32 protein-coding genes are annotated in these 23,925 nt (G+C 36.9%); 27 read left to right on the top strand and 5 right to left on the bottom strand.

Annotated features, from left to right (window positions below):
* The first annotated feature begins 4 nt into the window (after positions 1 to 4).
* From rpsC to R2Q77_RS18695, 24 genes are all read left to right on the top strand, one after another.
* Positions 5 to 850 (top strand): 30S ribosomal protein S3, encoded by an 846-nt coding sequence (rpsC, locus tag R2Q77_RS18810; RefSeq protein ID WP_316805258.1) that lies wholly within the window; start codon positions 5 to 7, stop codon positions 848 to 850.
* 43 nt (positions 851 to 893) lie between these two features.
* Entirely contained in the window at positions 894 to 1,316 is a 423-nt protein-coding gene (gene rplP / locus R2Q77_RS18805) for a 50S ribosomal protein L16 (RefSeq protein WP_010599903.1), read from the top strand.
* A 74-nt stretch (positions 1,317 to 1,390) separates the two neighbouring features.
* Positions 1,391 to 1,603: a 50S ribosomal protein L29 gene (gene rpmC, locus R2Q77_RS18800; protein WP_199157600.1), complete on the top strand. Its 213-nt coding sequence runs from the start codon at positions 1,391 to 1,393 to the stop codon at positions 1,601 to 1,603.
* Between the two features lie 13 nt (positions 1,604 to 1,616).
* On the top strand, positions 1,617 to 1,871 hold the full coding sequence (gene rpsQ / locus R2Q77_RS18795) for a 30S ribosomal protein S17 (RefSeq protein WP_010599901.1): 255 nt from the start codon (positions 1,617 to 1,619) through the stop codon (positions 1,869 to 1,871).
* Position 1,872: 1 nt separating this feature from the next.
* On the top strand, positions 1,873 to 2,241 hold the full coding sequence (gene rplN, locus R2Q77_RS18790; protein WP_010599900.1) for a 50S ribosomal protein L14: 369 nt from the start codon (positions 1,873 to 1,875) through the stop codon (positions 2,239 to 2,241).
* 1 nt (position 2,242) lies between these two features.
* Positions 2,243 to 2,584 carry a 50S ribosomal protein L24 gene (gene rplX, locus R2Q77_RS18785; RefSeq protein WP_316805257.1) on the top strand — a complete coding sequence of 114 codons (342 nt, stop codon included), beginning with the start codon at positions 2,243 to 2,245 and terminating at the stop codon, positions 2,582 to 2,584.
* Complete coding sequence (gene rplE / locus R2Q77_RS18780; protein WP_316805270.1) at positions 2,581 to 3,147, top strand: 50S ribosomal protein L5; 567 nt, start codon at positions 2,581 to 2,583, stop codon at positions 3,145 to 3,147. The genes rplX and rplE overlap by 4 nt, the downstream gene beginning before the upstream one ends.
* Positions 3,147 to 3,416: a 30S ribosomal protein S14 gene (gene rpsN, locus R2Q77_RS18775; protein WP_010599897.1), complete on the top strand. Its 270-nt coding sequence runs from the start codon at positions 3,147 to 3,149 to the stop codon at positions 3,414 to 3,416. Before rplE ends, rpsN begins: the two co-directional genes overlap by 1 nt.
* Positions 3,417 to 3,571: 155 nt before the next feature.
* On the top strand, positions 3,572 to 3,970 hold the full coding sequence (gene rpsH / locus R2Q77_RS18770) for a 30S ribosomal protein S8 (RefSeq protein WP_131538678.1): 399 nt from the start codon (positions 3,572 to 3,574) through the stop codon (positions 3,968 to 3,970).
* 19 nt (positions 3,971 to 3,989) lie between these two features.
* Entirely contained in the window at positions 3,990 to 4,547 is a 558-nt protein-coding gene (rplF, locus tag R2Q77_RS18765) for a 50S ribosomal protein L6 (protein WP_316805256.1), read from the top strand.
* A gap of 5 nt (positions 4,548 to 4,552) precedes the next feature.
* Complete coding sequence (gene rplR, locus R2Q77_RS18760) at positions 4,553 to 4,906, top strand: 50S ribosomal protein L18 (RefSeq protein WP_316805255.1); 354 nt, start codon at positions 4,553 to 4,555, stop codon at positions 4,904 to 4,906.
* 17 nt (positions 4,907 to 4,923) lie between these two features.
* The gene (rpsE, locus tag R2Q77_RS18755; RefSeq protein WP_131538681.1) at positions 4,924 to 5,442 is read left to right on the top strand and encodes a 30S ribosomal protein S5; all 519 of its coding nucleotides are present in this window, start codon (positions 4,924 to 4,926) and stop codon (positions 5,440 to 5,442) included.
* Positions 5,443 to 5,446: 4 nt separating this feature from the next.
* A complete protein-coding gene (gene rpmD / locus R2Q77_RS18750; protein WP_010599892.1) occupies positions 5,447 to 5,626 on the top strand; it encodes a 50S ribosomal protein L30 in 180 nt (59 codons plus the stop codon).
* 100 nt (positions 5,627 to 5,726) lie between these two features.
* Positions 5,727 to 6,173, top strand: coding sequence for a 50S ribosomal protein L15 (gene rplO / locus R2Q77_RS18745; RefSeq protein WP_316805254.1), 447 nt, complete (start codon positions 5,727 to 5,729; stop codon positions 6,171 to 6,173).
* Between the two features lie 7 nt (positions 6,174 to 6,180).
* On the top strand, positions 6,181 to 7,533 hold the full coding sequence (gene secY / locus R2Q77_RS18740; protein ID WP_316805253.1) for a preprotein translocase subunit SecY: 1,353 nt from the start codon (positions 6,181 to 6,183) through the stop codon (positions 7,531 to 7,533).
* Positions 7,534 to 7,542: 9 nt separating this feature from the next.
* Complete coding sequence (gene map, locus R2Q77_RS18735) at positions 7,543 to 8,328, top strand: type I methionyl aminopeptidase (protein ID WP_316805252.1); 786 nt, start codon at positions 7,543 to 7,545, stop codon at positions 8,326 to 8,328.
* A gap of 71 nt (positions 8,329 to 8,399) precedes the next feature.
* Positions 8,400 to 8,618: a translation initiation factor IF-1 gene (gene infA / locus R2Q77_RS18730; protein ID WP_010599888.1), complete on the top strand. Its 219-nt coding sequence runs from the start codon at positions 8,400 to 8,402 to the stop codon at positions 8,616 to 8,618.
* A gap of 1 nt (position 8,619) precedes the next feature.
* On the top strand, positions 8,620 to 8,736 hold the full coding sequence (gene rpmJ, locus R2Q77_RS18725) for a 50S ribosomal protein L36 (RefSeq protein ID WP_010599887.1): 117 nt from the start codon (positions 8,620 to 8,622) through the stop codon (positions 8,734 to 8,736).
* 70 nt (positions 8,737 to 8,806) lie between these two features.
* On the top strand, positions 8,807 to 9,184 hold the full coding sequence (gene rpsM, locus R2Q77_RS18720) for a 30S ribosomal protein S13 (RefSeq protein ID WP_010599886.1): 378 nt from the start codon (positions 8,807 to 8,809) through the stop codon (positions 9,182 to 9,184).
* Between the two features lie 22 nt (positions 9,185 to 9,206).
* Complete coding sequence (gene rpsK / locus R2Q77_RS18715; protein ID WP_010599885.1) at positions 9,207 to 9,596, top strand: 30S ribosomal protein S11; 390 nt, start codon at positions 9,207 to 9,209, stop codon at positions 9,594 to 9,596.
* Between the two features lie 61 nt (positions 9,597 to 9,657).
* Positions 9,658 to 10,266, top strand: coding sequence for a 30S ribosomal protein S4 (gene rpsD / locus R2Q77_RS18710; RefSeq protein WP_131538687.1), 609 nt, complete (start codon positions 9,658 to 9,660; stop codon positions 10,264 to 10,266).
* Positions 10,267 to 10,351: 85 nt separating this feature from the next.
* Positions 10,352 to 11,344: a DNA-directed RNA polymerase subunit alpha gene (locus R2Q77_RS18705; protein WP_131538688.1), complete on the top strand. Its 993-nt coding sequence runs from the start codon at positions 10,352 to 10,354 to the stop codon at positions 11,342 to 11,344.
* A 127-nt stretch (positions 11,345 to 11,471) separates the two neighbouring features.
* Complete coding sequence (gene rplQ, locus R2Q77_RS18700) at positions 11,472 to 12,002, top strand: 50S ribosomal protein L17 (RefSeq protein ID WP_316805251.1); 531 nt, start codon at positions 11,472 to 11,474, stop codon at positions 12,000 to 12,002.
* A gap of 165 nt (positions 12,003 to 12,167) precedes the next feature.
* Positions 12,168 to 15,146 carry a glycoside hydrolase domain-containing protein gene (locus tag R2Q77_RS18695; RefSeq protein ID WP_316805250.1) on the top strand — a complete coding sequence of 993 codons (2,979 nt, stop codon included), beginning with the start codon at positions 12,168 to 12,170 and terminating at the stop codon, positions 15,144 to 15,146.
* A 504-nt stretch (positions 15,147 to 15,650) separates the two neighbouring features.
* Here the strand turns inward: R2Q77_RS18695 and R2Q77_RS18690 are convergent.
* Both R2Q77_RS18690 and R2Q77_RS18685 read right to left on the bottom strand, forming a co-directional pair.
* The gene (locus tag R2Q77_RS18690; RefSeq protein ID WP_316805249.1) at positions 15,651 to 16,283 is read right to left on the bottom strand and encodes a gluconate 2-dehydrogenase subunit 3 family protein; all 633 of its coding nucleotides are present in this window, start codon (positions 16,281 to 16,283) and stop codon (positions 15,651 to 15,653) included.
* Between the two features lie 10 nt (positions 16,284 to 16,293).
* Positions 16,294 to 18,030, bottom strand: a complete 1,737-nt coding sequence (locus R2Q77_RS18685; RefSeq protein WP_316805248.1) for a GMC family oxidoreductase — start codon at positions 18,028 to 18,030, stop codon at positions 16,294 to 16,296.
* Between the two features lie 170 nt (positions 18,031 to 18,200).
* Between R2Q77_RS18685 and R2Q77_RS18680 the strand changes: the two genes are divergently transcribed.
* Together R2Q77_RS18680 and R2Q77_RS18675 are read left to right on the top strand one after the other, a co-directional pair.
* On the top strand, positions 18,201 to 19,502 hold the full coding sequence (locus R2Q77_RS18680; RefSeq protein WP_316805247.1) for an SAM-dependent methyltransferase: 1,302 nt from the start codon (positions 18,201 to 18,203) through the stop codon (positions 19,500 to 19,502).
* Between the two features lie 7 nt (positions 19,503 to 19,509).
* Positions 19,510 to 19,764 (top strand): hypothetical protein, encoded by a 255-nt coding sequence (locus R2Q77_RS18675; RefSeq protein WP_316805246.1) that lies wholly within the window; start codon positions 19,510 to 19,512, stop codon positions 19,762 to 19,764.
* A gap of 9 nt (positions 19,765 to 19,773) precedes the next feature.
* Here the strand turns inward: R2Q77_RS18675 and R2Q77_RS18670 are convergent, their stop codons facing one another.
* Complete coding sequence (locus R2Q77_RS18670) at positions 19,774 to 20,340, bottom strand: murein L,D-transpeptidase catalytic domain-containing protein (protein WP_316805245.1); 567 nt, start codon at positions 20,338 to 20,340, stop codon at positions 19,774 to 19,776.
* Between the two features lie 3 nt (positions 20,341 to 20,343).
* Complete coding sequence (locus R2Q77_RS18665) at positions 20,344 to 20,712, bottom strand: DUF1304 domain-containing protein (protein ID WP_316805244.1); 369 nt, start codon at positions 20,710 to 20,712, stop codon at positions 20,344 to 20,346.
* 370 nt (positions 20,713 to 21,082) lie between these two features.
* Between R2Q77_RS18665 and dnaK the strand changes: the two genes are divergently transcribed.
* A complete protein-coding gene (gene dnaK / locus R2Q77_RS18660; protein WP_316805243.1) occupies positions 21,083 to 22,993 on the top strand; it encodes a molecular chaperone DnaK in 1,911 nt (636 codons plus the stop codon).
* A 231-nt stretch (positions 22,994 to 23,224) separates the two neighbouring features.
* On the opposite strand, the gene R2Q77_RS18655 is transcribed toward dnaK, so the two are convergent.
* Complete coding sequence (locus R2Q77_RS18655) at positions 23,225 to 23,920, bottom strand: TMEM175 family protein (protein WP_316805242.1); 696 nt, start codon at positions 23,918 to 23,920, stop codon at positions 23,225 to 23,227.
* Between the last annotated feature and the right edge of the window lie 5 nt (positions 23,921 to 23,925).

Raw genomic sequence — 23,925 nt, 5'->3', positions numbered from 1 at the left:
GGAAATGGGACAAAAAGCAAATCCAATAGGTAACAGGTTAGGTATCATCAAAGGATGGGATTCTAACTGGTTCGGTGGCAACAACTACTCCGATAAATTAGTTGAAGATGAGAAAATAAGAAAATACCTTTCTGCCCGTATTGCAAAAGGCGGTGTTTCAAAAGTAGTAATCGAACGTACTTTAAAACGTATTACGGTAACTATCCACACAGCTCGTCCGGGTATTGTAATCGGTAAAGCAGGTGCTGAGGTTGATAAAATCAAAGAAGAGTTAAAGAAATTGACTAAAAAGGAAATTCAAATTAACATCTTTGAAATTAAACGCCCTGAGCTTGATGCACAATTAGTTGCAGAAGGTGTTGCAAAACAATTAGAAGCAAGGATCTCATTCCGTAGAGCAATGAAATCTTCTATCGCATCAACCATGCGTATGGGTGCTGAAGGTATCAAAATCATGACTTCTGGTCGTTTAGGTGGTGCTGAGATGGCACGTACTGAGCAGTACAAAGAAGGAAGAGTGCCTTTGCATACATTCCGTGCTGATATTGATTATGCTTTAGCTGAAGCTTTAACTACTTATGGTAAAATCGGTGTTAAAGTATGGATCTGTAAAGGTGAGGTTTATGGAAAACGTGATTTGTCTCCAAACATTGGTGCAACAAACAACGGTCCAAAAGGCCAGTCAGATAAACCAGCATTCGGTGGAAGAGATAACAGAGGTGGTGGAAGAGATAACCGTGGCGGTGGTAACGACAGACGTGGTGGAAACCAAGGCGGCGGTCGTGGTCCAGGCCAAGGTGGTGCAAACAGAGGTGGTGGCGCAGGCGCTAACAGAGGTCCTCGTAAATAATTGATTTATTAACAACATCGTTTAACGATTAGAACAAAATAAAATGTTACAGCCAAAAAGAACGAAGTTCAGGAAGATGCAAAAAGGCAGAATGAAAGGTTTAGCTTCACGTGGAGCTGAATTAGCATTCGGATCTTTTGGTATCAAATCTTTAGAAGCCACTTGGATCACAAGTCGCCAGATAGAGGCTGCCCGTATTGCCGTAACTCGTTTCATGAAACGTGAAGGCCAGGTATGGATCAGGATTTTCCCGGATAAACCGGTAACTAAAAAACCTGCTGAAGTACGTATGGGTAAAGGTAAAGGTGCTCCTGAGTACTGGGTTGCAGTAGTAAGACCAGGACGTGTAATTTTCGAAGCTGAAGGTGTGCCTTTAGAAGTTGCTAAAGAAGCATTACGTTTAGCCGCACAAAAATTACCAATCCAAACAAAATTTGTAGTACGTAGAGATTACGTAGAAGCATAGTAAAGATTTAAGATGAATGTTGTAAATACTTGTTTTTTATAACCGCTACACTTAAACGTAAAAGAAAAATAAAAATGAAAAATTCAGAAATCACAGGGCTTTCAAAAGAAGAATTAGTAGCTAAGATTACGGAAGAAAAAGAGAACTTATCAAAATTGAAGTTCGCTCACACTATTTCAGCTATCGAAAATCCTTCACGCATTGCAAAAGTAAGGAAAGATATAGCCCGTTTAAATACTGAACTGACTAAAGTGAAAAACGCTGAGTCAGCTACTGAAACTAAATAATTTGAGAGTCGAAATGGAAAGACAATTAAGAAAAACAAGAACCGGGTTGGTGGTGAGCAATAAGATGGATAAATCTGTTGTAGTGAGCGTTGAGCGTAAAGTAAAGCACCCGATTTATGGTAAGTTCGTTAAGAAAACTACCAAATTTATGGCTCACGACGAGAAAAACGAATGCGGTATCGGTGATACAGTATTGATTATGGAAACTCGTCCTTTGAGTAAAAATAAGAACTGGAGATTGGTACAAATTTTAGAGAGGGCTAAATAACATGGTACAACAGGAATCAAGATTAAACGTTGCTGATAATAGCGGCGCAAAAGAAGTATTAGTTATTCGTGTACTTGGTGGTACAGGTAAACGTTATGCTTCAATTGGAGATAAAGTAGTTGTTACCGTAAAAAGCGCATTACCTTCAGGTAATATCAAAAAAGGTACGGTTTCTAAAGCAGTAGTTGTTAGAACTAAAAAAGAAATCCGTCGTAAAGATGGTTCTTATATTCGTTTTGACGATAATGCAGCAGTATTATTAAACGCACAGGATGAGCCACGTGGTACACGTATCTTTGGTCCGGTTGCGAGAGAGTTGCGTGAAAAACAATTCATGAAAATTGTATCATTAGCACCGGAGGTATTATAAAATGGGAAACAAAGTAAATACACCATCAAAATTAAAGATCCGCACAGGAGATTTAGTTAAAGTAATTGCTGGCGATTCAAAAGGTCAACAAGGAAAAGTACTTTCAGTACAAATAGATAAAAACAGAGCCATTGTAGAAGGCATTAACTTAGTATCTAAACATACTAAACCAAATGCTGCAAATCCAAACGGTGGTATTATTAAAAAAGAGGCTGCTCTTCACATTTCTAACTTGATGTTGGTTGATCCAAAATCTGGTAAAACTACCCGCGTTGGTCGTAAACTAAATGCTGATGGTAAATTAGTTAGAGTTGCTAAAATTTCAGGAGAGGAGATTAAATAATGGCTACACCTAGATTAAAAAGCAAATACAAAGAAGAAGTTGTAAATGCACTAAAAGAAAAATTCCAGTACAAAACTGTAATGCAGGTTCCTAAATTACAAAAGATCTGTATTAACCAGGGTGTTGGACGTTTTTCTGTTACAGATAAAAAAGTTGTGGATAGCACAATTGTTGAATTGACTACTATTACTGGTCAGCTAGCAGTTCAGGCTCAGTCCAAAAAAGATATCTCTAACTTTAAGTTACGTAAAGGTATGCCGGTTGGTGTACGTGTTACTTTACGCGACAACAATATGTATGAGTTCTTAGATCGTTTGATCTCTGTAGCTTTGCCACGTATTCGTGATTTCAAAGGTATTAATGATAAAGGTTTTGATGGAAAAGGCAATTACACCTTAGGTGTAACTGAGCAAATCATCTTCCCTGAGATTAATATCGATAAAATCAATAAAATTTTAGGTATGGATATAACTTTCGTAACTTCGGCCAAATCTGATGTGGAGGCTTTAGAGTTATTGAAACAATTCGGATTACCATTTAAAAATCAAAAAACAGCAGAATAATGGCAAAAGAAGGTGTAAAAGCACGCGAAGTTAAGCGCCAAAAATTGGTAGCTAGATACGCTGAAAAACGTGCAGCTTTAAAAGCAGCAGGAGATTTTGAAGGTTTAGATAAATTACCTAAAAACTCTTCTCCAGTACGTTTACACAACCGTTGTAAATTAACTGGCCGTCCACGTGGATATATGCGTACCTTTGGTATTTCAAGGGTAACATTCCGCCAAATGGCATTAGACGGTAAAATACCAGGTGTTAAAAAAGCATCTTGGTAATATAAAGTAATTAGTGCAGAGTATCAGGTATCGAGACCAAATGGTTTCTTGATACCTGATACTTATGTCTATATACTGGAAAAAAAAGAATTTTAACCGATAGCAGGTCCCATCGCCGGGTGGTGACAGGAAACCACTATCAAAAACAATAAAAAATGAATACAGATCCAATAGCAGATTATTTAACAAGAGTAAGGAATGCCATTAAGGCCAACCACAGAGTTGTAGAAATTCCTGCATCAAACCTTAAAAAGGAAATTACTAAAGTACTTTTTGACAAAGGTTACATCGCGAATTATAAATTTGAGGATACGACCGCTCAAGGCACCATCAAAATTGCTTTGAAGTACAATCCAATAACTAAAATTCCTGCTATTCGTACATTAGTGCGAGTAAGTAAACCAGGTTTGAGAAACTATGCAGGCGTTGAAAACATGCCAAGAGTATTAAACGGTTTAGGTATCGCAATCTTATCTACTTCTAAAGGTGTAATGACTGATAAAGAAGCAGCCAAATTAAACATTGGTGGTGAGGTATTGTGTCACGTTTATTAATAATTAAAAGAACAGCACAATGTCAAGAATAGGAAAAGCCCCAATTACAGTCCCTGCAGGTGTTACAATTACCGTATCAAAAGATAACTTGGTAAGCGTAAAAGGTCCTAAAGGAGAATTAACACAAGCAGTAGATTCAGATATCACTGTAAGTCAGGAAGACGGAATTTTAACAGTAAACCGTCCTTCGGAACAAAAGAAACACAAAGCATTACATGGTTTATACCGTTCATTGCTTAACAATATGGTTATTGGTGTTACAGAAGGTTATAAGTTACAACAAGAATTAGTAGGTGTAGGTTACCGTGCAACAAATCAGGGTAATACATTAGATTTAGTTTTAGGTTATTCTCACCACTATGTATTTCAATTACCAGAAGAAATTAAGGTAACTACTACATCAGAAAAAGGTCAAACTCCTAAAATTATTTTAGAGAGTATCGACAAGCAATTGATTGGTCAGGTAGCAGCGAAAATCCGTTCGTTACGTGCACCAGAGCCTTATAAAGGTAAAGGTATCAAGTTTGTAGGTGAAGTGTTAAGAAGAAAAGCAGGTAAATCAGCATCTAAAAAATAGTAATCATGGCAGGTAAAAAATTATCAAGAAGAGATCGTATAAAAAAAGGGATCAGAAAAAGACTTACCGGTTCTGAGGAACGTCCAAGGTTATCTGTATTTAGAAGCAATAAAGGTATTTATGCTCAGGTAATTAACGATGTAACTGGTACAACTATAGTTTCAGCATCATCTTTATCAAAAGATTTTTCAGGAACAGGTAACAAAAGTGATCAATCAGTGGCTGTAGGTAAATTAGTTGCCGAAAAAGCAATCGCTGCAGGTGTAAAAGAAGTTGTTTTCGATAGAAATGGCTACTTATACCATGGTCGTATCAAATCGTTGGCAGAGGGTGCCCGCGAAGCTGGTTTAGTATTTTAATCTGAAGAAAAAGTAAGATGTCAACTATCAATATAAAAAGAGTAAAAACCACCGATATCGAATTAAAGGATCGTTTGGTTAGTATACAACGCGTTGCCAAAGTAACTAAAGGTGGCCGTACTTTCAGCTTTTCAGCAATTGTTGTTGTAGGTGATGAGAACGGTGTTGTAGGTTACGGTTTAGGTAAAGCAAAAGAGGTAACTGAAGCCATTGCAAAAGGTGTGGATGATGCCAAAAAGAACTTGGTAAAAGTTCCGGTTTTAAACGGTACTGTTCCTCACGAGCAAATCGGTAAATTCTCAGGTGGTTTTGTTTTAATCAAACCAGCTGCAGTAGGTACAGGTGTAATTGCTGGTGGTGCAATGCGTGCTGTTTTAGAGAGTGCTGGTATTCATAACGTACTTGCAAAATCTAAAGGATCATCTAACCCACACAACGTGGTAAAAGCAACTGTTGATGCATTAACTAAAATGCGTGATGCTTATACAGTAGCTCAAACTCGTGGTGTAGATTTAAACAAAGTATTTAACGGATAATATTATGGCTAAGATCAAAATAACACAAGTAAAAAGCGTTATCGACAGAAGCGAGCGCCAAAAAAGAACCGTTCAGGCTTTGGGTTTATCTAAAATGAACCAAAGTGTTGAGGTAGAGGCTACTCCACAAATTATCGGAATGGTTAGAAAAGTAAACCATTTAGTAGCAATAGAAGCTATATAATTTTTTTAAGTTTGTATCCGTTATTGTAACGGATACAAATTTTTATTATTAATCGTTGTACCTGTTTAGTGAAAGCGAAGGGCAACACAAATTCAAAAAAATGAATTTAAGTAATTTAAAACCTGCAAAAGGTTCTACAAAAAACAGTAAGAGAATTGGTCGTGGTACAGGTTCAGGCCGTGGTGGTACTTCAACACGTGGTCACAAAGGTGCTGGTTCACGTTCTGGTCACTCAACTAAAATTGGTTTCGAAGGTGGTCAAATGCCTTTACAACGTCGTGTACCTAAAGTTGGTTTCAAACCAATTAACCGTACCGAATATGTTGGTGTAAACTTAGATGTTTTGCAAAACTTAGCTGAGAAATTCAGTTTAACAACAATCAATTTTGCAACCTTGCAAGAGCACGGTTTAGCTTCTAAAAATGACTTGGTAAAAGTATTAGGTCGTGGAGAAGTTAAAGCAAAATTAGAAATTACAGCACATGCGTTTTCTGCAACCGCACAAAAAGCTATTGAAGCAGCAGGTGGTTCAATTGTAAAATTGTAATTATTAAATGAAGAAGCTATTTACTACTTTAAGTAATATCTGGAAAATTCAGGAATTAAAAGAGCGTATATTGTTTACGCTCTTAATTCTTTTGGTATACCGTTTCGTATCTCACGTGGTTTTACCAGGTGTTGATCCAACTGCTCTTGGCGAAAACGAAAAGTCAGGTATCTTAGGCTTACTCGATATGTTTGCCGGAGGATCTTTCTCTCGTGTGTCAATTTTGGCATTGGGCGTAATGCCTTATATCTCTGCTTCCATTGTGGTGCAGTTATTAGGTATTGCTGTTCCTTCATTCCAGAAGATGCAGAAAGAAGGCGAAAGTGGTAGAAAGAAAATGAACCAGATTACCCGCTATTTAACCGTAGCGATTACTGTCGTTCAATCCATTGGTTATGTGAAAACCCAAATCATTGATCCACATCCCGGAGCTGTTTTGATTTCATCTATTACCTTATTTTATGTTTTATCTGTAACTGTATTAACTGCAGGTACTTTATTCGTAATGTGGTTAGGTGAAAAAATTACAGATAAAGGTATTGGTAATGGTACTTCACTAATTATTATGGTTGGTATTATCGCCCGCTTACCATTGGCTATCAGTCAGGAATTTAGTGCACGTGTTGGATCTTCAAGTGAAGGTGGTGGCCCGGTTGCATTGGTTTTAGAGATTGTAGCTTTGTTTGCGGTAGTGATGTTTACTATTTTAATTGTTCAGGGTGTACGTAAAGTACCTGTGCAGTATGCAAAAAAGATTGTTGGTAACCGTCAGTTTGGTGGAGTACGTCAGTACATCCCATTAAAAGTAAATGCTGCCGGTGTTATGCCAATTATTTTTGCGCAAGCATTAATGTTTATTCCAGGTGCTTTGATGTCGTTTGCTCCTTCTTTGCAAGGATCATGGTTAATCCAGTTCAGCAATACAACGTCTTTAGCGTATAGCTTAACATTCGCATTTTTAATTATTGCATTCACTTTCTTCTATACAGCCATTACGGTTAATCCAACTCAAATGAGTGATGATATGAAGAAAAACGGTGGTTTTATTCCGGGCATTAAGCCAGGTTTTGCAACATCAACTTTTATTGATGATGTAATTTCTAAAATCACTTTTCCAGGTGCAGTATTTTTAGCAATCATAGCTATATTACCATCTTTAGCAGTAAAGTTCGGAATTAAACAAGAATTTGCACACTTCTTTGGCGGTACATCATTATTAATTTTAGTGGGTGTAGTATTAGATACTTTACAACAAATTGAGAGTTATCTCTTAATGCGTCACTATGATGGTTTAATGAAAACGGGTAGAGTTACTGGCAGAACAGGAGTTCCTGCAGCCAGCAGCAATGCAGCGTTGTAGTTCTAAAGCATGTCTAAAATTTATTACAAATCTCTTGAAGAGATCGAGTTAATAAGAGAAAGTTCATTGCTTGTTTCTAAAACTTTGGCCGAAGTGGCTAAAGTAATTAAAGCAGGCATGACAACTTTACAATTGGATAAGTTAGCTTATGAGTTTATTAGTGATCACGGAGCAATCCCGGCATTTTTAAATTATAACGGCTTTCCAAACTCTTTATGTATTTCGCCTAATGAACAAGTTGTTCATGGGTTTCCAAGCGAATACATTATACAGGAAGGCGATTTGATTTCGGTTGATTGTGGTGTAATTAAAAACGATTATTTTGGCGATTCGGCTTATACTTTTTCTATTGGGGAAGTAAATGAAGAAAAGAAAAAATTAGTTGAGGTTACCAAGAGATGCCTGGAATTAGGTGTTGAGAAAGCAGTTGCCGGAATGCGTATTGGAGATATCGGTTTTGCCGTACAACAATATGCTGAAGCAAACGGATTCGGGGTAGTAAGAGAACTTGTAGGGCATGGTGTTGGGGTAAAGCTTCATGAGAAACCAGAAATTCCTAATTATGGAAAACGTGGCGCAGGACCAAAACTTGAAGAAGGAATGGTGATTGCGATTGAACCCATGATTAATGCGGGCGTAGCAGGCGTTAAATTCCATAACGATGGATGGACAGTAACGAGTAAAGACAATAAACCATCAGCACATTTTGAACACACAGTAGCGATTAAAAAGGGCCAGGCAGACGTTTTATCAAGCTTTTCTATAATAGAAGAAGTTTTACAACAAAAAAAATAAATAATTAAAATTTTTTATTTAATTTTGCAACCCTGTTTAGAAGCAGCTAATTAAGTAACAATCAATAAAATATGGCTAAACAAGCCTCAATTGAACAAGACGGAGTAATAAGAGAAGCATTATCCAATGCAATGTTCCGAGTAGAACTTGAGAACGGGCATGAGATTATTGCGCACATTTCAGGCAAGATGAGGATGCACTACATCAAGATTCTTCCTGGGGACAAAGTAAAATTGGAGATGTCTCCTTACGATTTAACAAAGGGACGCATCACTTATAGATATAAATAAAATGAAAGTTAGATCATCAATTAAAAAACGTAGCGCTGATTGTAAGATTATTCGCCGTAAAGGTAAACTTTACGTTATCAACAAGAAAAATCCTAAATACAAACAACGTCAAGGGTAATTAAAAAATATTGTAATGTACCGCACAACGGTGGCCCGCCGTTCGGAATTACTCAAAAACATAAATAAATATGGCAAGGATTTCAGGTATTGATTTACCAAGAAACAAAAGAGGAGAGATTGGTTTAACTTATATCTACGGAATAGGTAGAACAACTGCACAACGTATTTTAACTACTGCAGGTATCGATTTGAACAAAAAAGTACAAGACTGGTCTGATGATGAATTATCAGCTATCCGTACAATGATCAATGATGAGATTAAAGTAGAAGGTGCTTTACGCTCAGAAGTTCAGTTAAACATTAAACGTTTAATGGATATTGGTTGTTACCGTGGTTTACGTCACAGAAAAGGTTTACCTTCTCGTGGTCAGCGTACTAAAAACAACTCACGTACACGTAAGGGTAAGAGAAAAACAGTTGCTAACAAGAAAAAAGCTACTAAATAATAATTAGTAGAACGTAATAAACATGGCTAAGAGTAAAAAAGTAACAAAAAAACGTATCGTTGTAATTGAGCCTGTTGGACAGGCCCATATCAATGCTACCTTCAACAACATTATCGTTACCTTAACAAACAACAACGGACAAACCATTTCATGGTCGTCTGCTGGTAAAATGGGCTTTAAAGGTTCTAAAAAGAACACTCCGTATGCAGCTGGTCAAGCAGCTTCAGATTGCGGTAAAGTTGCGTTTGATTTAGGTTTACGTAAAGTTGAAGTATTTGTAAAAGGTCCGGGTTCAGGTCGTGAATCTGCAATCAGAACTTTACAAGTAGCAGGTATCGAAGTAACATCTATTAAAGATATTACTCCACTTCCTCACAACGGATGTCGTCCTCCTAAAAAGAGAAGAGTTTAATTAATTTTAAAGCTAAGAATCTTCAGCTACAGGTTGAATGATACTTTAAAACAGAAAAAAAATGGCAAGATATACAGGCCCCAAAAGTAAAATCGCCCGTAAATTCAGAGAACCAATCTTCGGTCCTGATAAGGCGTTAGAAAGAAAAAATTATCCTCCTGGACAACATGGTTCGTCAAAAAGAAGAGGAAAACAATCTGAGTATGCGATCCAGTTAATGGAGAAACAAAAAGTAAAATATACTTATGGTGTATTAGAAAAGCAGTTCAGTAACTTGTTTAAAAAAGCATCTTCACGTGCTGGTATTACCGGTGATAATTTATTACAATTATTAGAAGCACGTTTAGATAACACTGTATACCGTTTAGGTATTGCAACCACCCGTTCTGGTGCACGTCAGTTAGTTAGCCATAAACACGTAACAGTGAATGGTGAAGTTGTAAATATCCCTTCATATCAGTTAAAAGCTGGTGATGTAATTGCGGTTCGTGAAAAATCTAAATCTTTAGAGTCAATCACAAACTCTGTAGCTGGAAGAACTATTAATAAGTTTACCTGGTTAGATTGGAACGCAAGTGAATTAAGCGGCAAGTTTTTAACTTACCCACAACGCGACGAGATTCCTGAAAACATTAAGGAAAACTTAATCGTCGAGTTATACTCTAAGTAATTCATAATATTGTTAATTGCCTCAAAAGGGCAATTAACTTTTTTTATGTTACTATATATTCAATAACGAATTTAAAAAAATATAAATGGCAATTTTAGCATTTCAGAAACCAGATAAAGTGATCATGCAGAAATCAACAGATTTCGATGGCACATTTGAATTTCGTCCTTTAGAGCCCGGTTTCGGTGTAACAATTGGTAATGCCTTAAGAAGAATCTTATTGTCTTCATTAGAAGGTTATGCCATTACTACTATTCGTTTTTCAGGCGTTTCGCATGAGTTTTCTACTATTAAAGGTGTTGTAGAAGATTTAACTGATATCATTTTAAACTTAAAACAAGTTCGTTTTAAGAAAACTGGTGATTCTGGCGATTCTGAGAAAGTTTTCATTATCGTTAATGGTCAGGATCAGTTTCAAGCTGGTGATATCACTAAATTTTCTAATAACTTCACAGTTTTAAATCCTGAGCATGTTATTTGCAATATGGACAAATCTGTAACTTTAGAAGTGGAATTAACCATCAACAAAGGACGTGGTTATGTACCTGCTGAAGAAAATAAAGTTGCTGACGCTGTAGTTGGTGTAATTGCGATCGATTCGATCTATACACCAATGAAAAACGTTAAATACACGATCGAAAACTTCCGTGTAGAACAAAAAACAGATTACGAGAAATTGGTTTTAGATATTTCTACAGATGGTTCAATTCATCCGGAAGAAGCATTAAAAGAAGCGGCTAAGATTCTTATCCAACACTTTATGTTATTCTCTGATGAAAACCTTGTATTAGAATCTCAGGCTAAAGAAGAAACTAAAGAAGTTGACGAGGAAATTTTACATATGCGTAAAATCCTTAAAACTGAATTAGTAGATATGGATCTTTCAGTTAGAGCATTAAACTGCTTAAAAGCTGCTGATATCCGTACTTTAGCTGATTTGGTATCTTACGATGTAGCTGATATGTTAAAATTCAGAAACTTCGGTAAAAAATCTTTAACAGAGATTCAGGAACTTGTAAAATCAAAAGGTTTATCATTTGGTATGAACCTGTCTAAATTTAAATTAGACGAAGAGTAAGATTAGTCGCGAGCCTTTAGCCTGGAGTCGAGAACCTCTTTGCTAAAGACTTAACTAAAAATAAATAATTTTTAACAGTGTATAATTCCCTCGGTAAAAGAGACGGTATACACTTAATTTACAAATAATGAGACACGGTAAAAAAGTAAATCACTTAGGCAGAACCGACAGCCACAGAAAAGCGATGTTAGCGAACATGGCTATATCTTTAATTAAGCACAAAAGAATTACTACAACTTTAGCTAAAGCTAAATCGTTGCGTATGTATGTTGAGCCAATCATTACAAAATCTAAAAATGATACAACTCACTCACGTCGTACAGTATTCTCTTACTTACAAGATAAAGAAGTGATCACAATATTGTTCCGCGAAGTAGCTGAGAAAGTAGCTAACCGTCCAGGTGGTTATACTCGTATCATTAAATTAAACAACCGTTTAGGTGATAACGCTGAAATGGCTTTAATTGAATTGGTAGATTTCAACGAAGTTTACGGTAAAGAAACAGAAGTTAAAGAAGAGAAGAAAACAACTCGTCGTGGTAAAACTAAAGCTGCTGCTGCTCCAAAAGCTGCTAAAGCAAAAGCTGAAACTACGGAAGAAGTTGCGCCTGCTGAAGAAGCTCCTGCTACTGAAACTGAAGAAGCAAAAGGCGAATAATTTAATTCGCTTTAGAATATTAAAAGTCCTGCTCGAAAGCGCAGGACTTTTTTTTATGCTTGAATTTTCTGCGGAAACTCGAATACACAAACGTTTGTCTCATTTTTTCATTACACACTGATATTTTCATACCGTATGTATAAATTAGCCTAAAATCAATTGACTATGAAATTTAAGCTTTTAATGGCATTCTCGATGATCTTAATCGGATTATCTGTACACGCACAAACTTTAAAATATGGCAATGGAAATAACCAGTGGAATGCTGATTTATTAGGAAATCACAGGGTTGTGATTCTATATAATGGGGCAGGGAACGTTGCACATGTAAAAGTAGAGTGGAGGAGAAGAGATACCCATCCGGAAAATAAAAGAATTATTATACAGGATGCAATGGGTAAAACTATTGTAAACAGTTATGCTGACCACATAAGCAGGGAAAGCGCCGATCTCTATTTTGATGCTCAAGCTGGAAAGGGAAAATATTATGCTTATTATTTGCCTTCTGTAAATGAAGGACGAGACAATTATCCCAAAGGTGTGTATTTAAAACCAGATAATAGTGCCAATCAAGCGTGGGTTAATGAAGCTAAAAACACGGCAATAAATGCTGCAGCATCCGAAATTCAATCTATTGATGCCTTTAATTCCTTTTACCCGATGGAAGTAATTGCAACTGCGAAAGAGACAGCTGCAATAAAGTCGAAGCATAAAACAGAATCTTTTATTGTTTTTCCTGAAGACAGAATGTTCCCGATTAAAATGCAAAGCGATTTGCCTTATCGCTGGGTACAAAAAGGACCTGCCAGTTTATTTTCCGGAAGCGCAGCCAAGGGCGAAAATTATGCTTTTCAACTGGGTGTTTTTGCCTTAAAGAACTTGCAAAATGTTAAGGTTGCATTTGGTAATCTAAAGAGCACAACTGGTAAAATAATCGATTCTAAAAACATCAACTGTTTAAATACAAATGGAATCAGTTACGATGATAAACCCCTAACAGAAGTTGTAAATGTAAAAAGTGGAAATATTCAACCCATGTGGATCACCGTGGATGTTCCAAAAATGACTTCAGTAGGCGTTTATACGGGTAAATTTACCGTTAATGCAAACGGAAAATCTAAAATAATTGATGTTAAACTTTCAGTAAGCAATGAAGTTTTAGCAGATGCCGGAGTTGGGCAGCCAAATAAACAAACCAGATTAACCTGGCTCAATTCTACAATGGCACAACAAAATACAGTGGTAGCTCCTTATACTCCTTTAGCTGTTGAAGGAAACGTAATTTCTTTATTAGGTAGAAAGGTTGAATTAAATAGTGATGGATTTCCGAAACAGATCCAGACTTATTTTAATTCAGAAATGACCGGATATAATGATAAACCCAATAATATTTTAGCAGAGCCGATCCATTTTCATTTTTATACTACACCAAAAACACAGGAGAAACTTATTGCCGGCAACTTTCAAATTATCAGTAAAGAGGCCGGAACAGTAAAGTGGACGGCTACCAATACATCTGATCATTTAAAAATGGATGTAGAAGGTGCCTTGGAGTTTGATGGTTACGTACATTATGTGGTAAAAGTTACAGCCTTGAAAGACGTAGATTTTAGCAACGTTGATTTTCACATTCCATTTGAAAAAGGAAGTACGAAATATTTAATGGGGTTGGGCGAGAAGGGTGGCATCAGACCAGACACGGTGAAATGGAAATGGGATGTAGCAAATAAAAATCAGGACGCCGTTTGGGTTGGGAATGTAAATGCTGGCTTGTATTATAATTTAAGAGACGAAAACTATGTTAGGCCTTTAAACACTAACTTTTATCTTCAGAAGCCTTTATTATTGCCTAAATCGTGGGGTAATGAGAATAAAGGCGGGATTCAGATTAATGTTAAGGGCAGTTCTATGCTTGCTGATAATTTTACTGGAAGCAGGAGTATGAAAAAGGGAGATGTACTTTACTATAACTTCAATTTATTAATTACGCCGTTTCACTTAATTGACACAGATTTTCAATGGAATAACCGTTTCTATCATAAATATGGCAGCTTAGATTCTATTAAAGCTACAGGTGCCACAGTGGTCAATATTCATCATGCTACGCCAATTAACCCGTGGATTAACTATCCATTTATTGAATGGAAAAAGATGAAGACCTATGTTGACGATGCGCATGAAAAGGGGCTTAAAGTTAAAATTTATAATACAGTTAGGGAACTTTCTAACCATGCATACGAATTGCCGGCTTTACGCAGCCTGGGCACTGAAGTTTATTCTCCCGGAAAAGGCGGTGGATTTAGCTGGTTGCAGGAACATTTAGATTCAAATTACATTGCAGCGTGGTTTGTACCAGAAATTAAAGATGCAGCCATTATAAACAGCGGAATGAACCGCTGGCACAACTACTACGTGGAAGGCATGAACTGGTTGGTTAATAACGTAGGCATTGATGGGGTTTATTTGGATGATGTGGCCTTTGACCGGGTTACCATGAAACGTATTAAAAGGGTATTAACAGCTAATAATCATCCCGGAATTATTGATTTACACTCGGCTAACCAGTACAACAAAAGTGATGGCTTTAATAACAGTGCAATTTTATACCTGGAGCACTTCCCGTATTTAAACCGTTTGTGGTTTGGTGAATACTTTGATTACAACAAAAATAATCCTGATTTCTTTTTAACTGAAGTAAGTGGTATTCCTTTTGGTTTAATGGGAGAGATGTTGCAGGATGACGGGAATCAGTGGCGTGGCATGATTTACGGCATGACAAGTCGTTTGGGTTGGTCGGAGAAAAGCGATCCTAAGCCTTTATGGAAAGCATGGGATAATTTTGGAATTAAAGGTTCTGAGCTGATTGGTTACTGGAGCGACAATTGTCCTGTAAAAACGGATACTCCTAAAGTATTGGCAAGTATTTATAAGAAGAAAGGGAAATTGATGATTGCCATTGCGAGCTGGGCAGAAAGTGATGTTAAAGTAAATCTAAGCATTGACTGGACAAAACTTGGAATAAATGCTGATCAGGTAAAAATTACTGCCCCGGCTATTGATAAGTTCCAGGCTGCCGGAAATTACCCGAACGGTAAGTCTATTCCTGTTGAAAAAGGAAAAGGTTTGATTTTGATGGTAGAGTAATCTCTATATAATTTCGTCATTGCAAGGGACGAAGTAGTCTTAAGGCGCTAAGAATAGCGGTAGGTTAAGATTGCTTCGGCAGCTGAAAAAGCTTTCTCGCAATGACGATTTTTATTAAATTTTAAGTAATTAGGTCTGTAAATTCGTCATTGCAAGGGACGAAGCAGTCTTAAAGCACTAAGAATAGGGGCAGATTAAGATTGCTTCGGCACCTGAAAAAGCCTTCTCGCAATAACAATTTTTATTAAATTTTAGGTAATTGGGCCGGTAAGTTCGTCATTGCGAGGGACGAAGCAATCTTAATTCGCTAAGAATAGCGGTAGGTTAAGATTGCTTCGGCAGCTGAAAAAGCTTTCTTGCAATGACGATTTTTATTAAATTTCAAGTAATTAGGTCGGTAATTTCGTCATTGCAAGGGACGAAGCCATCTTAATTCGCTAAGAATAGCGGTAGATTAAGATTGCTTCGGCAGCTGAAAAAGCCTTCTCGCAATAACGATTTTTATTAAATTTTCACGTTCTGCATACCGTATTGTTTTAATACGTCATCAGGTACACCCGTCCACTGGTTAGGTGCATTACCTGCATAACCAATATCTTTAACACCAATTTCTGAGGTGAAAAAGCCAGAAGCAGTAAGGCTTCTCATTCTTTTAAAGAAAGTAACCCCTGGTTGCATTTCAGGTTTAGCCTTTGAAGGATAAGCAATATCGTCAACCATTGCAATTTGTTCTTTAGCAGAGGCTTCGACAAAGGATTTTTGATAGCGGTTAAAACATTGTATGTCCAGCCATTTTAAGCCTCCACGCATCGGTATTTTATGTTCAGGGATATCTTTTACAATAAATTCGATAAACTCAGGAACCTTGGCGTCTGATGCGCTTCCTGAAACATCATCTTTAGGAATGATAATGTCAGCTAAAACGGTTATGGTAGCCATTTCATGTTTGGTAAAAAATATTTCAGCTTTTAATTTTTTATCCCGGTCTATTTCCCATTCTTCTCTTCCGGCTTCTTTTGCAGTTTCTTCACGAGCATTAGCCGCTGTTTTGGTTTCGGGTTGTTTACAGGCCTCAATAAGCACCGTAGTACTTAATGCGGTTAGGCCTAATGCTTTTATGGAATCACGTCTGTTCATAAGTAATTCTTTAAATGTTTTGTTTTTTCTTTTCAGCTAAAATATATTCAGCAGTTCTCATGGATAGGGCTAAAATGGTCCAGGTTGCATTTTTATCACCCTGTTGTACAAATGGTCCGGCATCAACCACAAATAGGTTTTTACAATCGTGTGCCTGGCAATATTTATTAAGCGCAGATTTTTTTGGGTCATCACCCATCCGTATCGTTCCAACTTCGTGTATAATCTTGCCCGGTGCTTCCAGTCCGTAATTTGTTTCTGCCCCCTGTATTTTTGAAGTAACCACTGCACCCATTTCTTTCATAACAGACAGAAAAGTTTCCTGCATGTGTTTGGCCTGATTAATTTCTTCCTGTGCCCATTTATAATGAAACCTTAATACCGGGATGCCGTATTTGTCCACCACATCAGGATCAATTTCACAATAATTATCTGCACGCGCTATTGCAGTTCCGCGGCCAGCCATGCCAACTCCGGTACCATAAAAACGGCGATAATCATCTTTTAACGATTTACCATAACCTCCAGCATCTTTCATTTTGCCATTTCTGTCGGGTACCAAGCCGTTCATTGTAGGTATGCCACCACCAAAACCGTATGAAGGCATTCCCATACCACCACCATATTCAATGTGGTAGCCTCTTGGGAAATTTAGTTTTTTATTGTCGAGCCACCAGGGCGAATAGATATGCACACTGCCTACACCATCCTCATTATATCTCTTGCGGTCCATAAGCTGAGGCAGAAACCCCGATACACTGGCACCGGTAGAATCGTGCAGGTACTTTCCAACTACACCACTATTATTCGCTAAACCATTAGGGTGGTGACTGGATTTTGAGTTTAAAAGAATACGTGCAGATTCGCAGGCACTGGCGCCTAAAATAACAAGTTTTCCATTAACCTGGTATTCCTGTAAATCTTTTCTGTTTACATAAGAAACACCTTTAGCGGTACCATCTTTATCTGTAATCACCTCGCGCACCATAGCGTCGGTAATCACGGTTAAGTTACCGGTTTTTACAGCTGGAATAACCAGGCACGATGATGCAGAAAAATCACCATAAACTTTACAGCTTCTTCCACATTGGCCGCAATAAAAACAAGGTGCACGATCGTTATTGCCTTTTATGGATTCGGTCATCACAGCGCCACGGCCAGTAATCACTCTCACACCCGCTTTTTCAGCCCCTTTTTTTATGAATAATTCATTTAAACGTGGCTTTGGCGGCTTCATAAAAATTCCATCGGGTTCGCTTTCTATGCCTTCCACCGTTCCGTAAATTCCGATCATTCTATCTACCTTATCGTAAAATGGTTTTACATCGGCATAGGTAATTGGCCAGTCATCAGTTAAACCATCTTTAGGCTTAAAATCGTCAGGTCCCATTCTTAACGAAATTCGGCCCCAGTGGTTGGTTCTGCCACCAAGCATTCTTGATCTGAACCACTCAAATTCTGTTTTGTCCTTTTTAGTATAGGGTTCGCCTTCTAATTCCCAGCCACCATAAGAGGCATCGAAATCTCCAAATGGCCTTACGGTACCTGCACCACGACGTGGCGATTCCCAAGGCCATTTTAACTGATGTGCGTCTAATCTGGGGTCAAAATATTGACCAGCTTCGAGCATTAAAACTTTCTGGCCTGCATTGGCTAAAACATAAGCGGCCATACCACCGCCAGCACCGGAACCTACAACAATCGCATCGTAAACGGTGGGCGATTTTTTTATCTGAAATTCACTCATATATGTTGGTTAGAAATAAATGATGCCCTAATCTAAGTTTAAAATATCTAAATCAAAAGCGTTTCAATTGTTAATAATAATTCTAAATATTATGCCTTTAACAACTTGCTAAATCGTATTACCTATAGAGCCACATTACCGCTGGTTTTAAGGCTGATTGACTTTAATTTATGGTTAAGCCTGAAACTGAAAGTCGCTCAATTGTTACATTGCGCATTGTAAGTGGAGCTAAAAATAAAGTTGTTTATCTTTGTACTTTAATTTGTGTTATGCCGTTAGCTGAAAATATAAATCAATTTACATTAAAAATTTCAAATAGTCTTTCCAATCAGCAATTTGTTAAAATCTCTATGGGGAATTACCAGGGTGAGGAGATGGATTTAAAGCAGATCTTGGTTAGAGCTGTCGAAATAAAGAGAACGGCTAAACTGGCTTTTACTTTTCGTTATAAAACCCGGGATATTGTTAAAAATTTTGAAGTTAAAGAAGGGCTTACCCTGTTAAGCAAATACTTGTTTGAAGGCTTTAAAGTTGCGACTTTATTTACCACCGTAGCCGATTTTATTTTTGAAATTAAAAAAGATAACCAGTCTGTGATTAGAGAAACCGCTCCGGTTACGAAGGAAAAACCTGATGCATTGCATGATAAACAAAAGCAAAGACCCATAAGTGCCGTTGAAAAACAATATTTGGTTGATTTAAAAATTACAGATGGTACAGGTTTGGTTTTTAAAAATGCACAGGATAAATACAAACAGATTAATCATTATATAGAAATTTTAAGCCCGCTGATTAAGGAAGTACCAGAAGGAAGCATTAAACATGTTGCCGATATGGGTTCGGGCAAGGGTTATTTAACTTTTGCACTTTATGATTATTTGCATAATGTTTTAAAACAGGAGGCCGCGGTTACAGGTGTAGAATACCGTCAGGATATGGTTGATCTTTGCAATCAGATCGCGCATAAATCTAATTTCGGGCAGTTAAACTTTGTACAGGGCACCATTCAGGATTATGATGCGACTGATTTAGATTTATTAATCGCGTTGCACGCATGTGATACGGCAACTGACGATGCCATTTATAAAGGAATAAAGGCCAATGCAAAGTTAATTGTAGTTGCACCATGCTGCCATAAACAAATCAGAAAAGAAATTGAAAAAAATAAAGTTGCAAATGATGTTTCGTTTTTAACGAAGTATGGAATTTTTTTAGAGCGCCAGGCCGAAATGGTAACCGATGGGATACGGGCTTTAATTCTCGAATATTTTGGGTATAAAACAAAAGTTTTCGAGTTTATCTCAGATGCACATACACCAAAAAATGTTCTTGTAGTAGGGGTAAAGAAAACGGATAATTTAAAAGGCGAAACGGAAAGCATTAGACAAGCCGGGATTTTGCAGAAGATTAAAGACAGTAAAGCTTATTTTGGAATTAGAAATCATCATTTAGAGCAATTGTTTAATCTCTGATCATTATATGGAAATAGAGCATCGCATTTATGTAGATCAGGAGTTAAAGCAATCATTTTTAAACTTTAGCTGGTACGATACGGCCAGTCCTTATCAATGGTGTATTGGGGCATTAAATAATTTGAAAGATGAAATTAGTTCAGGCAAGTATGTTGAAATTATCAGCAATGGTGTTACCTATAAAATTACTGATAATGTTGACTTTAAAAACTGGATTGTGCAGGTTTTCTTCGGTGGTTTTGAGAAATATATTTTCGATTAATTTTCTCTTTTAAATATAAATCCAAAGAAGCACAGGTTTCTTTTTCGTTTTTAATAAAACATCTATTTTACGCATGGTTGCATCTGATAAAACCGGACAGCCTGCGCTTACACCAAATACGGTTTGCGGATAAACTTCATGATCGGGTACAGGTGTATAAGAATGTAAAACAACAATTCGTTTAAAGGCATTGTTATTTGTTTTTTCTAAGCCATACATTTTGTAATGAACATTAATGCCCCAGTTGCTGTAAGCCCTTCCTTTTACTTTATACTTACCCAACGATGTACAGTAGCTCCCTTCTTTATTACTGAAAAAAGGTTGGTTTGCCGTGCTGCCACCGCCACTTCCATGTACACAAATGCCTTCAACTAAAACTTCTTTCTTTTTAAAATCGTACACAAACAGTCTGTTTTTACCGGAGTGGATGCTCATATCTATCAGGATACAAACTGAAGTATCGAAGTCGTTTTTTTTACAATAAGCTAATGCCTCATCAATTTTTGAAGCATCAATTTTAGATGGCAACGTGTATGAGAAGCAGAACGTAAATAAAAAGATTAAAAGTTTTTGCACGCCCTATATTTTTTGCAAAAGAATTAAAGCTAAACCTATTGCGGCTGGCACAGATTGAACAAAAAGGATTTTTTTACTTGCAGTGGCAGCCCCATAAATACCTGCAACAAAAACGCATGCTAAAAAGAAAATGGCAACATTGTTTTGCCAGACCTGATCGCAAATAAATAAAGACCAGATTAAACCAGCCGCTAAAAACCCATTATAAAGCCCCTGGTTTGCGGCCAGCGATTTGGTTGGAGGAAAAAGATCTTTAGGGAAATTCCTGAATACTTTAGGTGCCCTGGTTGTCCAGGCAAACATTTCTAACCAAAGAATATATATATGGATAACGGCTACAAAGCCAATTACAATTTGAGCAGCTAATTGCATTTTACTTATAGTTTAATTTTTTAGTGATCTTAAAGATATAGAATTTATCTAAAATATTTATGGTCGCTTTTAATCGGAAGGATTATGTTTTTCTTTGACAGGTTTAAAGATTTGAAACCAGCTTCTGTTAAATAATGCTGTTCAATTATATTAAAAATTTGGGCTTTGATTGTATTGTTAAGCTCCTTTTAATCCTTTTTAAACTTACATTTTGCTTGGTTTTCTGTCACACTGTCAGTATATAGCTGTCTATTTTTTTACATTTTATCAGTCTTTTACGAATATTATCTGCCAAAAACCAATTGGCACAAGCATTGTTTAATAGGAGTAGAATTATAATACTTTAAAAAGAAAGAAAATACAAAATACAATGGGAAAAATTATTGGAATAGACTTAGGAACAACAAACTCTTGCGTGAGCGTAATGGAGGGCAACGAGCCTGTAGTTATTGCAAACAGCGAGGGTAAACGTACTACACCGTCTATTGTTGCTTTTGCAGAAAACGGTGAGCGTAAAGTTGGTGAGCCGGCTAAACGTCAGGCTATAACTAACCCAACAAAAACGATTTATTCAATTAAACGCTTTATGGGTAACAGCTACGACGAAAGTGCTAAAGAGGCTGGTCGTGTACCTTATAAAGTAATTAAAGGCGATAACAATACTCCACGTGTTGAAATCGACGACAGAAAATACACTCCACAAGAGATTTCTGCAATGATTTTGCAGAAAATGAAAAAAACAGCTGAAGACTTTTTAGGTACTGAGGTTACTGAAGCGGTTATTACTGTACCTGCTTATTTTAATGATGCACAACGTCAGGCAACTAAAGAAGCTGGAGAAATTGCAGGTTTAACTGTAAAACGTATCATTAACGAACCAACTGCTGCTGCTTTAGCTTATGGATTGGATAAAGCACATAAAGACATGAAAATTGTTGTGTTTGACTGCGGTGGTGGTACACATGACGTTTCTGTTTTAGAATTGGGTGATGGTGTTTTCGAAGTAAAATCTACTGATGGTGATACTCACTTAGGTGGTGATGACTTTGACCACATTATTATTGATTGGTTAACTGAAGAGTTTAAAGCTGAAAACAGCATGGATTTAGCTAAAGATCCAATGGCTTTACAACGTTTAAAAGAAGCTGCTGAGAAAGCTAAAATCGAGTTATCAAGCACAACTTCAACTGAAATTAACTTACCATATATTACTGCTGATGCAAGTGGCCCTAAACACTTAGTGCGTACGTTAACACGCGCTAAATTTGAGCAATTGGCTGATAGCTTAATCAAACGTACCATCGATCCTTGTAAATCTGCTTTGAAAAATGCTGGTTTAAGCACAAGCGATATTGATGAAATTATCTTAGTAGGTGGTTCAACACGTATTCCTGCAATTCAGGAAGCCGTTAAAGCTTTCTTCGGTAAAGAGCCAAGTAAAGGTGTTAACCCTGATGAGGTTGTAGCAATTGGTGCTGCTATTCAAGGTGGTGTTTTAACTGGTGATGTTAAAGATGTATTGTTATTAGACGTTACGCCTTTATCGTTAGGTATTGAAACTATGGGTGGTGTAATGACTAAATTAATTGAGTCTAACACAACTATTCCAACTAAAAAATCTGAAACTTTCTCTACTGCAGCTGATAACCAGCCTTCTGTTGAGATCCATATTTTACAAGGTGAACGCCCTATGGCAGCTCAGAACCGTACAATTGGCCGTTTCATTTTAGATGGTATTCCACCAGCACCTCGTGGTGTGCCTCAGGTAGAAGTTGCTTTTGATATTGATGCTAATGGTATTTTACACGTAAGTGCAAAAGATAAAGCAACTGGTAAAGAGCAAAAAATCCGTATCGAAGCATCTTCAGGTTTAACTGATGCTGAGATCAAAAAAATGAAAGAAGAAGCTGAAGCTAATGCAGCTGATGATGCAAAAGCTAAAGAAGAAGCGGATAAAATTAACGGAGCTGATGCTTTAATTTTCTCTACTGAGAAACAATTAAAAGAGTTTGGTGAAAAATTATCTGCGGATAAAAAAGCACCAATCGAAGCTGGTTTAGAGAAATTAAAAGCAGCACACTTATCACGTAACTTTGCAGATATCGATGCAGCACAAGCTGAATTACAGACTGCATGGAACGTAGCTTCAGAAGAAATGTATAAAGATGGCGGTCAGCCTCAAGGTGGTGAGCAACCACAAGCTGATGGTCAACCTCAAGGTGGTGGCGATAACGTTACTGATGTTGACTTTGAAGAAGTAAAAGAAGACGATAAAAAATAAGTCTTTAATCCTGAGTCGAAAGTCTTGGGAGCATAAAATAAAAAGCGTTTCTGATTAATTTCAGGAACGCTTTTTTGTTATTTGGAGAATTTATTCAGGGTTACCGATAAAATTATTTTTAGCCTTTATCGGGTTTAAAATTATGCGATTATAACCTTAGATCGATTTAATAACTACGGTGCCCTTTTATAAATGAAATAATGCTTTCGGCTGAAAAGCTATAACGAAAAATTATTTACGATGTCGTGTTTTTATTGGCTTTGCATGATATTCTAAGTCATGTACTTTACCAAAAAAGCGATTCAATAAGGCAATAGCGGGCCATATTAGCATCGGTGTAAATCTACTTAACATATTCACGCTGTTTTTCGATGGCAGAATTGCATCTAAAATACAACCAAATAAAAATATTGCCGGAACAATTAGTGTTCTCCACCTTGCAAGCTGGCGGGCTTTTATATCATTAAAGCCGTCGGATATGCGCCCTCTATGTTTAATAATGTAGGTCAACATTGCATAATTCAGCAAGCCGGTAAAAGTAATGTTTAGCGAATAAAACCAAAATGGGAGGCTATAGGTTGTATTATCACTATAATATGCCGAGCTAAAGGGCATTAAGATAATAGAAAATAAGAAAAAGAAATTCAACCAGATTAGTTTATCATCATAGTCCTTTATAAAGGAAAACATACGATGATGCGAGCGCCAGTAAATAGCGATCACAAAAAAGCTGATAATAAACCCGATAAACTTTGGAATAAGATTTAGCAATTGATCTGCCATTTCACTGAAAGTCATCCCCTGATGAATTTCAGGCGCTTTTATTTCAATAATTAATAATGTAATGGCAATAGCAAAAACAGCATCTGTAAAAAGAATCATCCGCTCTATTTGGAATTCTTTTTTTAGCTCACTATGATCTGGCATAAAAT

The organism is Pedobacter nototheniae, assembly GCF_032678625.1.
GTDB classification, from domain to species: Bacteria; Bacteroidota; Bacteroidia; order Sphingobacteriales; family Sphingobacteriaceae; genus Pedobacter; species Pedobacter nototheniae_A.
The sequence above is the reverse complement of the archived record's forward strand: the minus strand, read 5'-3'. Positions and strand labels throughout refer to the sequence as shown.

Bases quoted from the DNA above. Each gene is read 5' to 3' on its own strand.
- rpsC (WP_316805258.1), top strand. From the start codon at position 5: ATGGGACAAAAAGCAAATCCAATAGGTAACAGGTTAGGTATCATCAAA.
- rplP (WP_010599903.1), top strand. From the start codon at position 894: ATGTTACAGCCAAAAAGAACGAAGTTCAGGAAGATGCAAAAAGGCAGA.
- rpmC (WP_199157600.1), top strand. From the start codon at position 1,391: ATGAAAAATTCAGAAATCACAGGGCTTTCAAAAGAAGAATTAGTAGCT.
- rpsQ (WP_010599901.1), top strand. From the start codon at position 1,617: ATGGAAAGACAATTAAGAAAAACAAGAACCGGGTTGGTGGTGAGCAAT.
- rplN (WP_010599900.1), top strand. From the start codon at position 1,873: ATGGTACAACAGGAATCAAGATTAAACGTTGCTGATAATAGCGGCGCA.
- rplX (WP_316805257.1), top strand. From the start codon at position 2,243: ATGGGAAACAAAGTAAATACACCATCAAAATTAAAGATCCGCACAGGA.
- rpsN (WP_010599897.1), top strand. From the start codon at position 3,147: ATGGCAAAAGAAGGTGTAAAAGCACGCGAAGTTAAGCGCCAAAAATTG.
- rpsH (WP_131538678.1), top strand. From the start codon at position 3,572: ATGAATACAGATCCAATAGCAGATTATTTAACAAGAGTAAGGAATGCC.
- rplF (WP_316805256.1), top strand. From the start codon at position 3,990: ATGTCAAGAATAGGAAAAGCCCCAATTACAGTCCCTGCAGGTGTTACA.
- rplR (WP_316805255.1), top strand. From the start codon at position 4,553: ATGGCAGGTAAAAAATTATCAAGAAGAGATCGTATAAAAAAAGGGATC.
- rpsE (WP_131538681.1), top strand. From the start codon at position 4,924: ATGTCAACTATCAATATAAAAAGAGTAAAAACCACCGATATCGAATTA.
- rpmD (WP_010599892.1), top strand. From the start codon at position 5,447: ATGGCTAAGATCAAAATAACACAAGTAAAAAGCGTTATCGACAGAAGC.
- rplO (WP_316805254.1), top strand. From the start codon at position 5,727: ATGAATTTAAGTAATTTAAAACCTGCAAAAGGTTCTACAAAAAACAGT.
- secY (WP_316805253.1), top strand. From the start codon at position 6,181: ATGAAGAAGCTATTTACTACTTTAAGTAATATCTGGAAAATTCAGGAA.
- map (WP_316805252.1), top strand. From the start codon at position 7,543: ATGTCTAAAATTTATTACAAATCTCTTGAAGAGATCGAGTTAATAAGA.
- infA (WP_010599888.1), top strand. From the start codon at position 8,400: ATGGCTAAACAAGCCTCAATTGAACAAGACGGAGTAATAAGAGAAGCA.
- rpmJ (WP_010599887.1), top strand. From the start codon at position 8,620: ATGAAAGTTAGATCATCAATTAAAAAACGTAGCGCTGATTGTAAGATT.
- rpsM (WP_010599886.1), top strand. From the start codon at position 8,807: ATGGCAAGGATTTCAGGTATTGATTTACCAAGAAACAAAAGAGGAGAG.
- rpsK (WP_010599885.1), top strand. From the start codon at position 9,207: ATGGCTAAGAGTAAAAAAGTAACAAAAAAACGTATCGTTGTAATTGAG.
- rpsD (WP_131538687.1), top strand. From the start codon at position 9,658: ATGGCAAGATATACAGGCCCCAAAAGTAAAATCGCCCGTAAATTCAGA.
- R2Q77_RS18705 (WP_131538688.1), top strand. From the start codon at position 10,352: ATGGCAATTTTAGCATTTCAGAAACCAGATAAAGTGATCATGCAGAAA.
- rplQ (WP_316805251.1), top strand. From the start codon at position 11,472: ATGAGACACGGTAAAAAAGTAAATCACTTAGGCAGAACCGACAGCCAC.
- R2Q77_RS18695 (WP_316805250.1), top strand. From the start codon at position 12,168: ATGAAATTTAAGCTTTTAATGGCATTCTCGATGATCTTAATCGGATTA.
- R2Q77_RS18690 (WP_316805249.1), bottom strand. From the start codon at position 16,283: ATGAACAGACGTGATTCCATAAAAGCATTAGGCCTAACCGCATTAAGT.
- R2Q77_RS18685 (WP_316805248.1), bottom strand. From the start codon at position 18,030: ATGAGTGAATTTCAGATAAAAAAATCGCCCACCGTTTACGATGCGATT.
- R2Q77_RS18680 (WP_316805247.1), top strand. From the start codon at position 18,201: ATGGTTAAGCCTGAAACTGAAAGTCGCTCAATTGTTACATTGCGCATT.
- R2Q77_RS18675 (WP_316805246.1), top strand. From the start codon at position 19,510: ATGGAAATAGAGCATCGCATTTATGTAGATCAGGAGTTAAAGCAATCA.
- R2Q77_RS18665 (WP_316805244.1), bottom strand. From the start codon at position 20,712: ATGCAATTAGCTGCTCAAATTGTAATTGGCTTTGTAGCCGTTATCCAT.
- dnaK (WP_316805243.1), top strand. From the start codon at position 21,083: ATGGGAAAAATTATTGGAATAGACTTAGGAACAACAAACTCTTGCGTG.
- R2Q77_RS18655 (WP_316805242.1), bottom strand. From the start codon at position 23,920: ATGCCAGATCATAGTGAGCTAAAAAAAGAATTCCAAATAGAGCGGATG.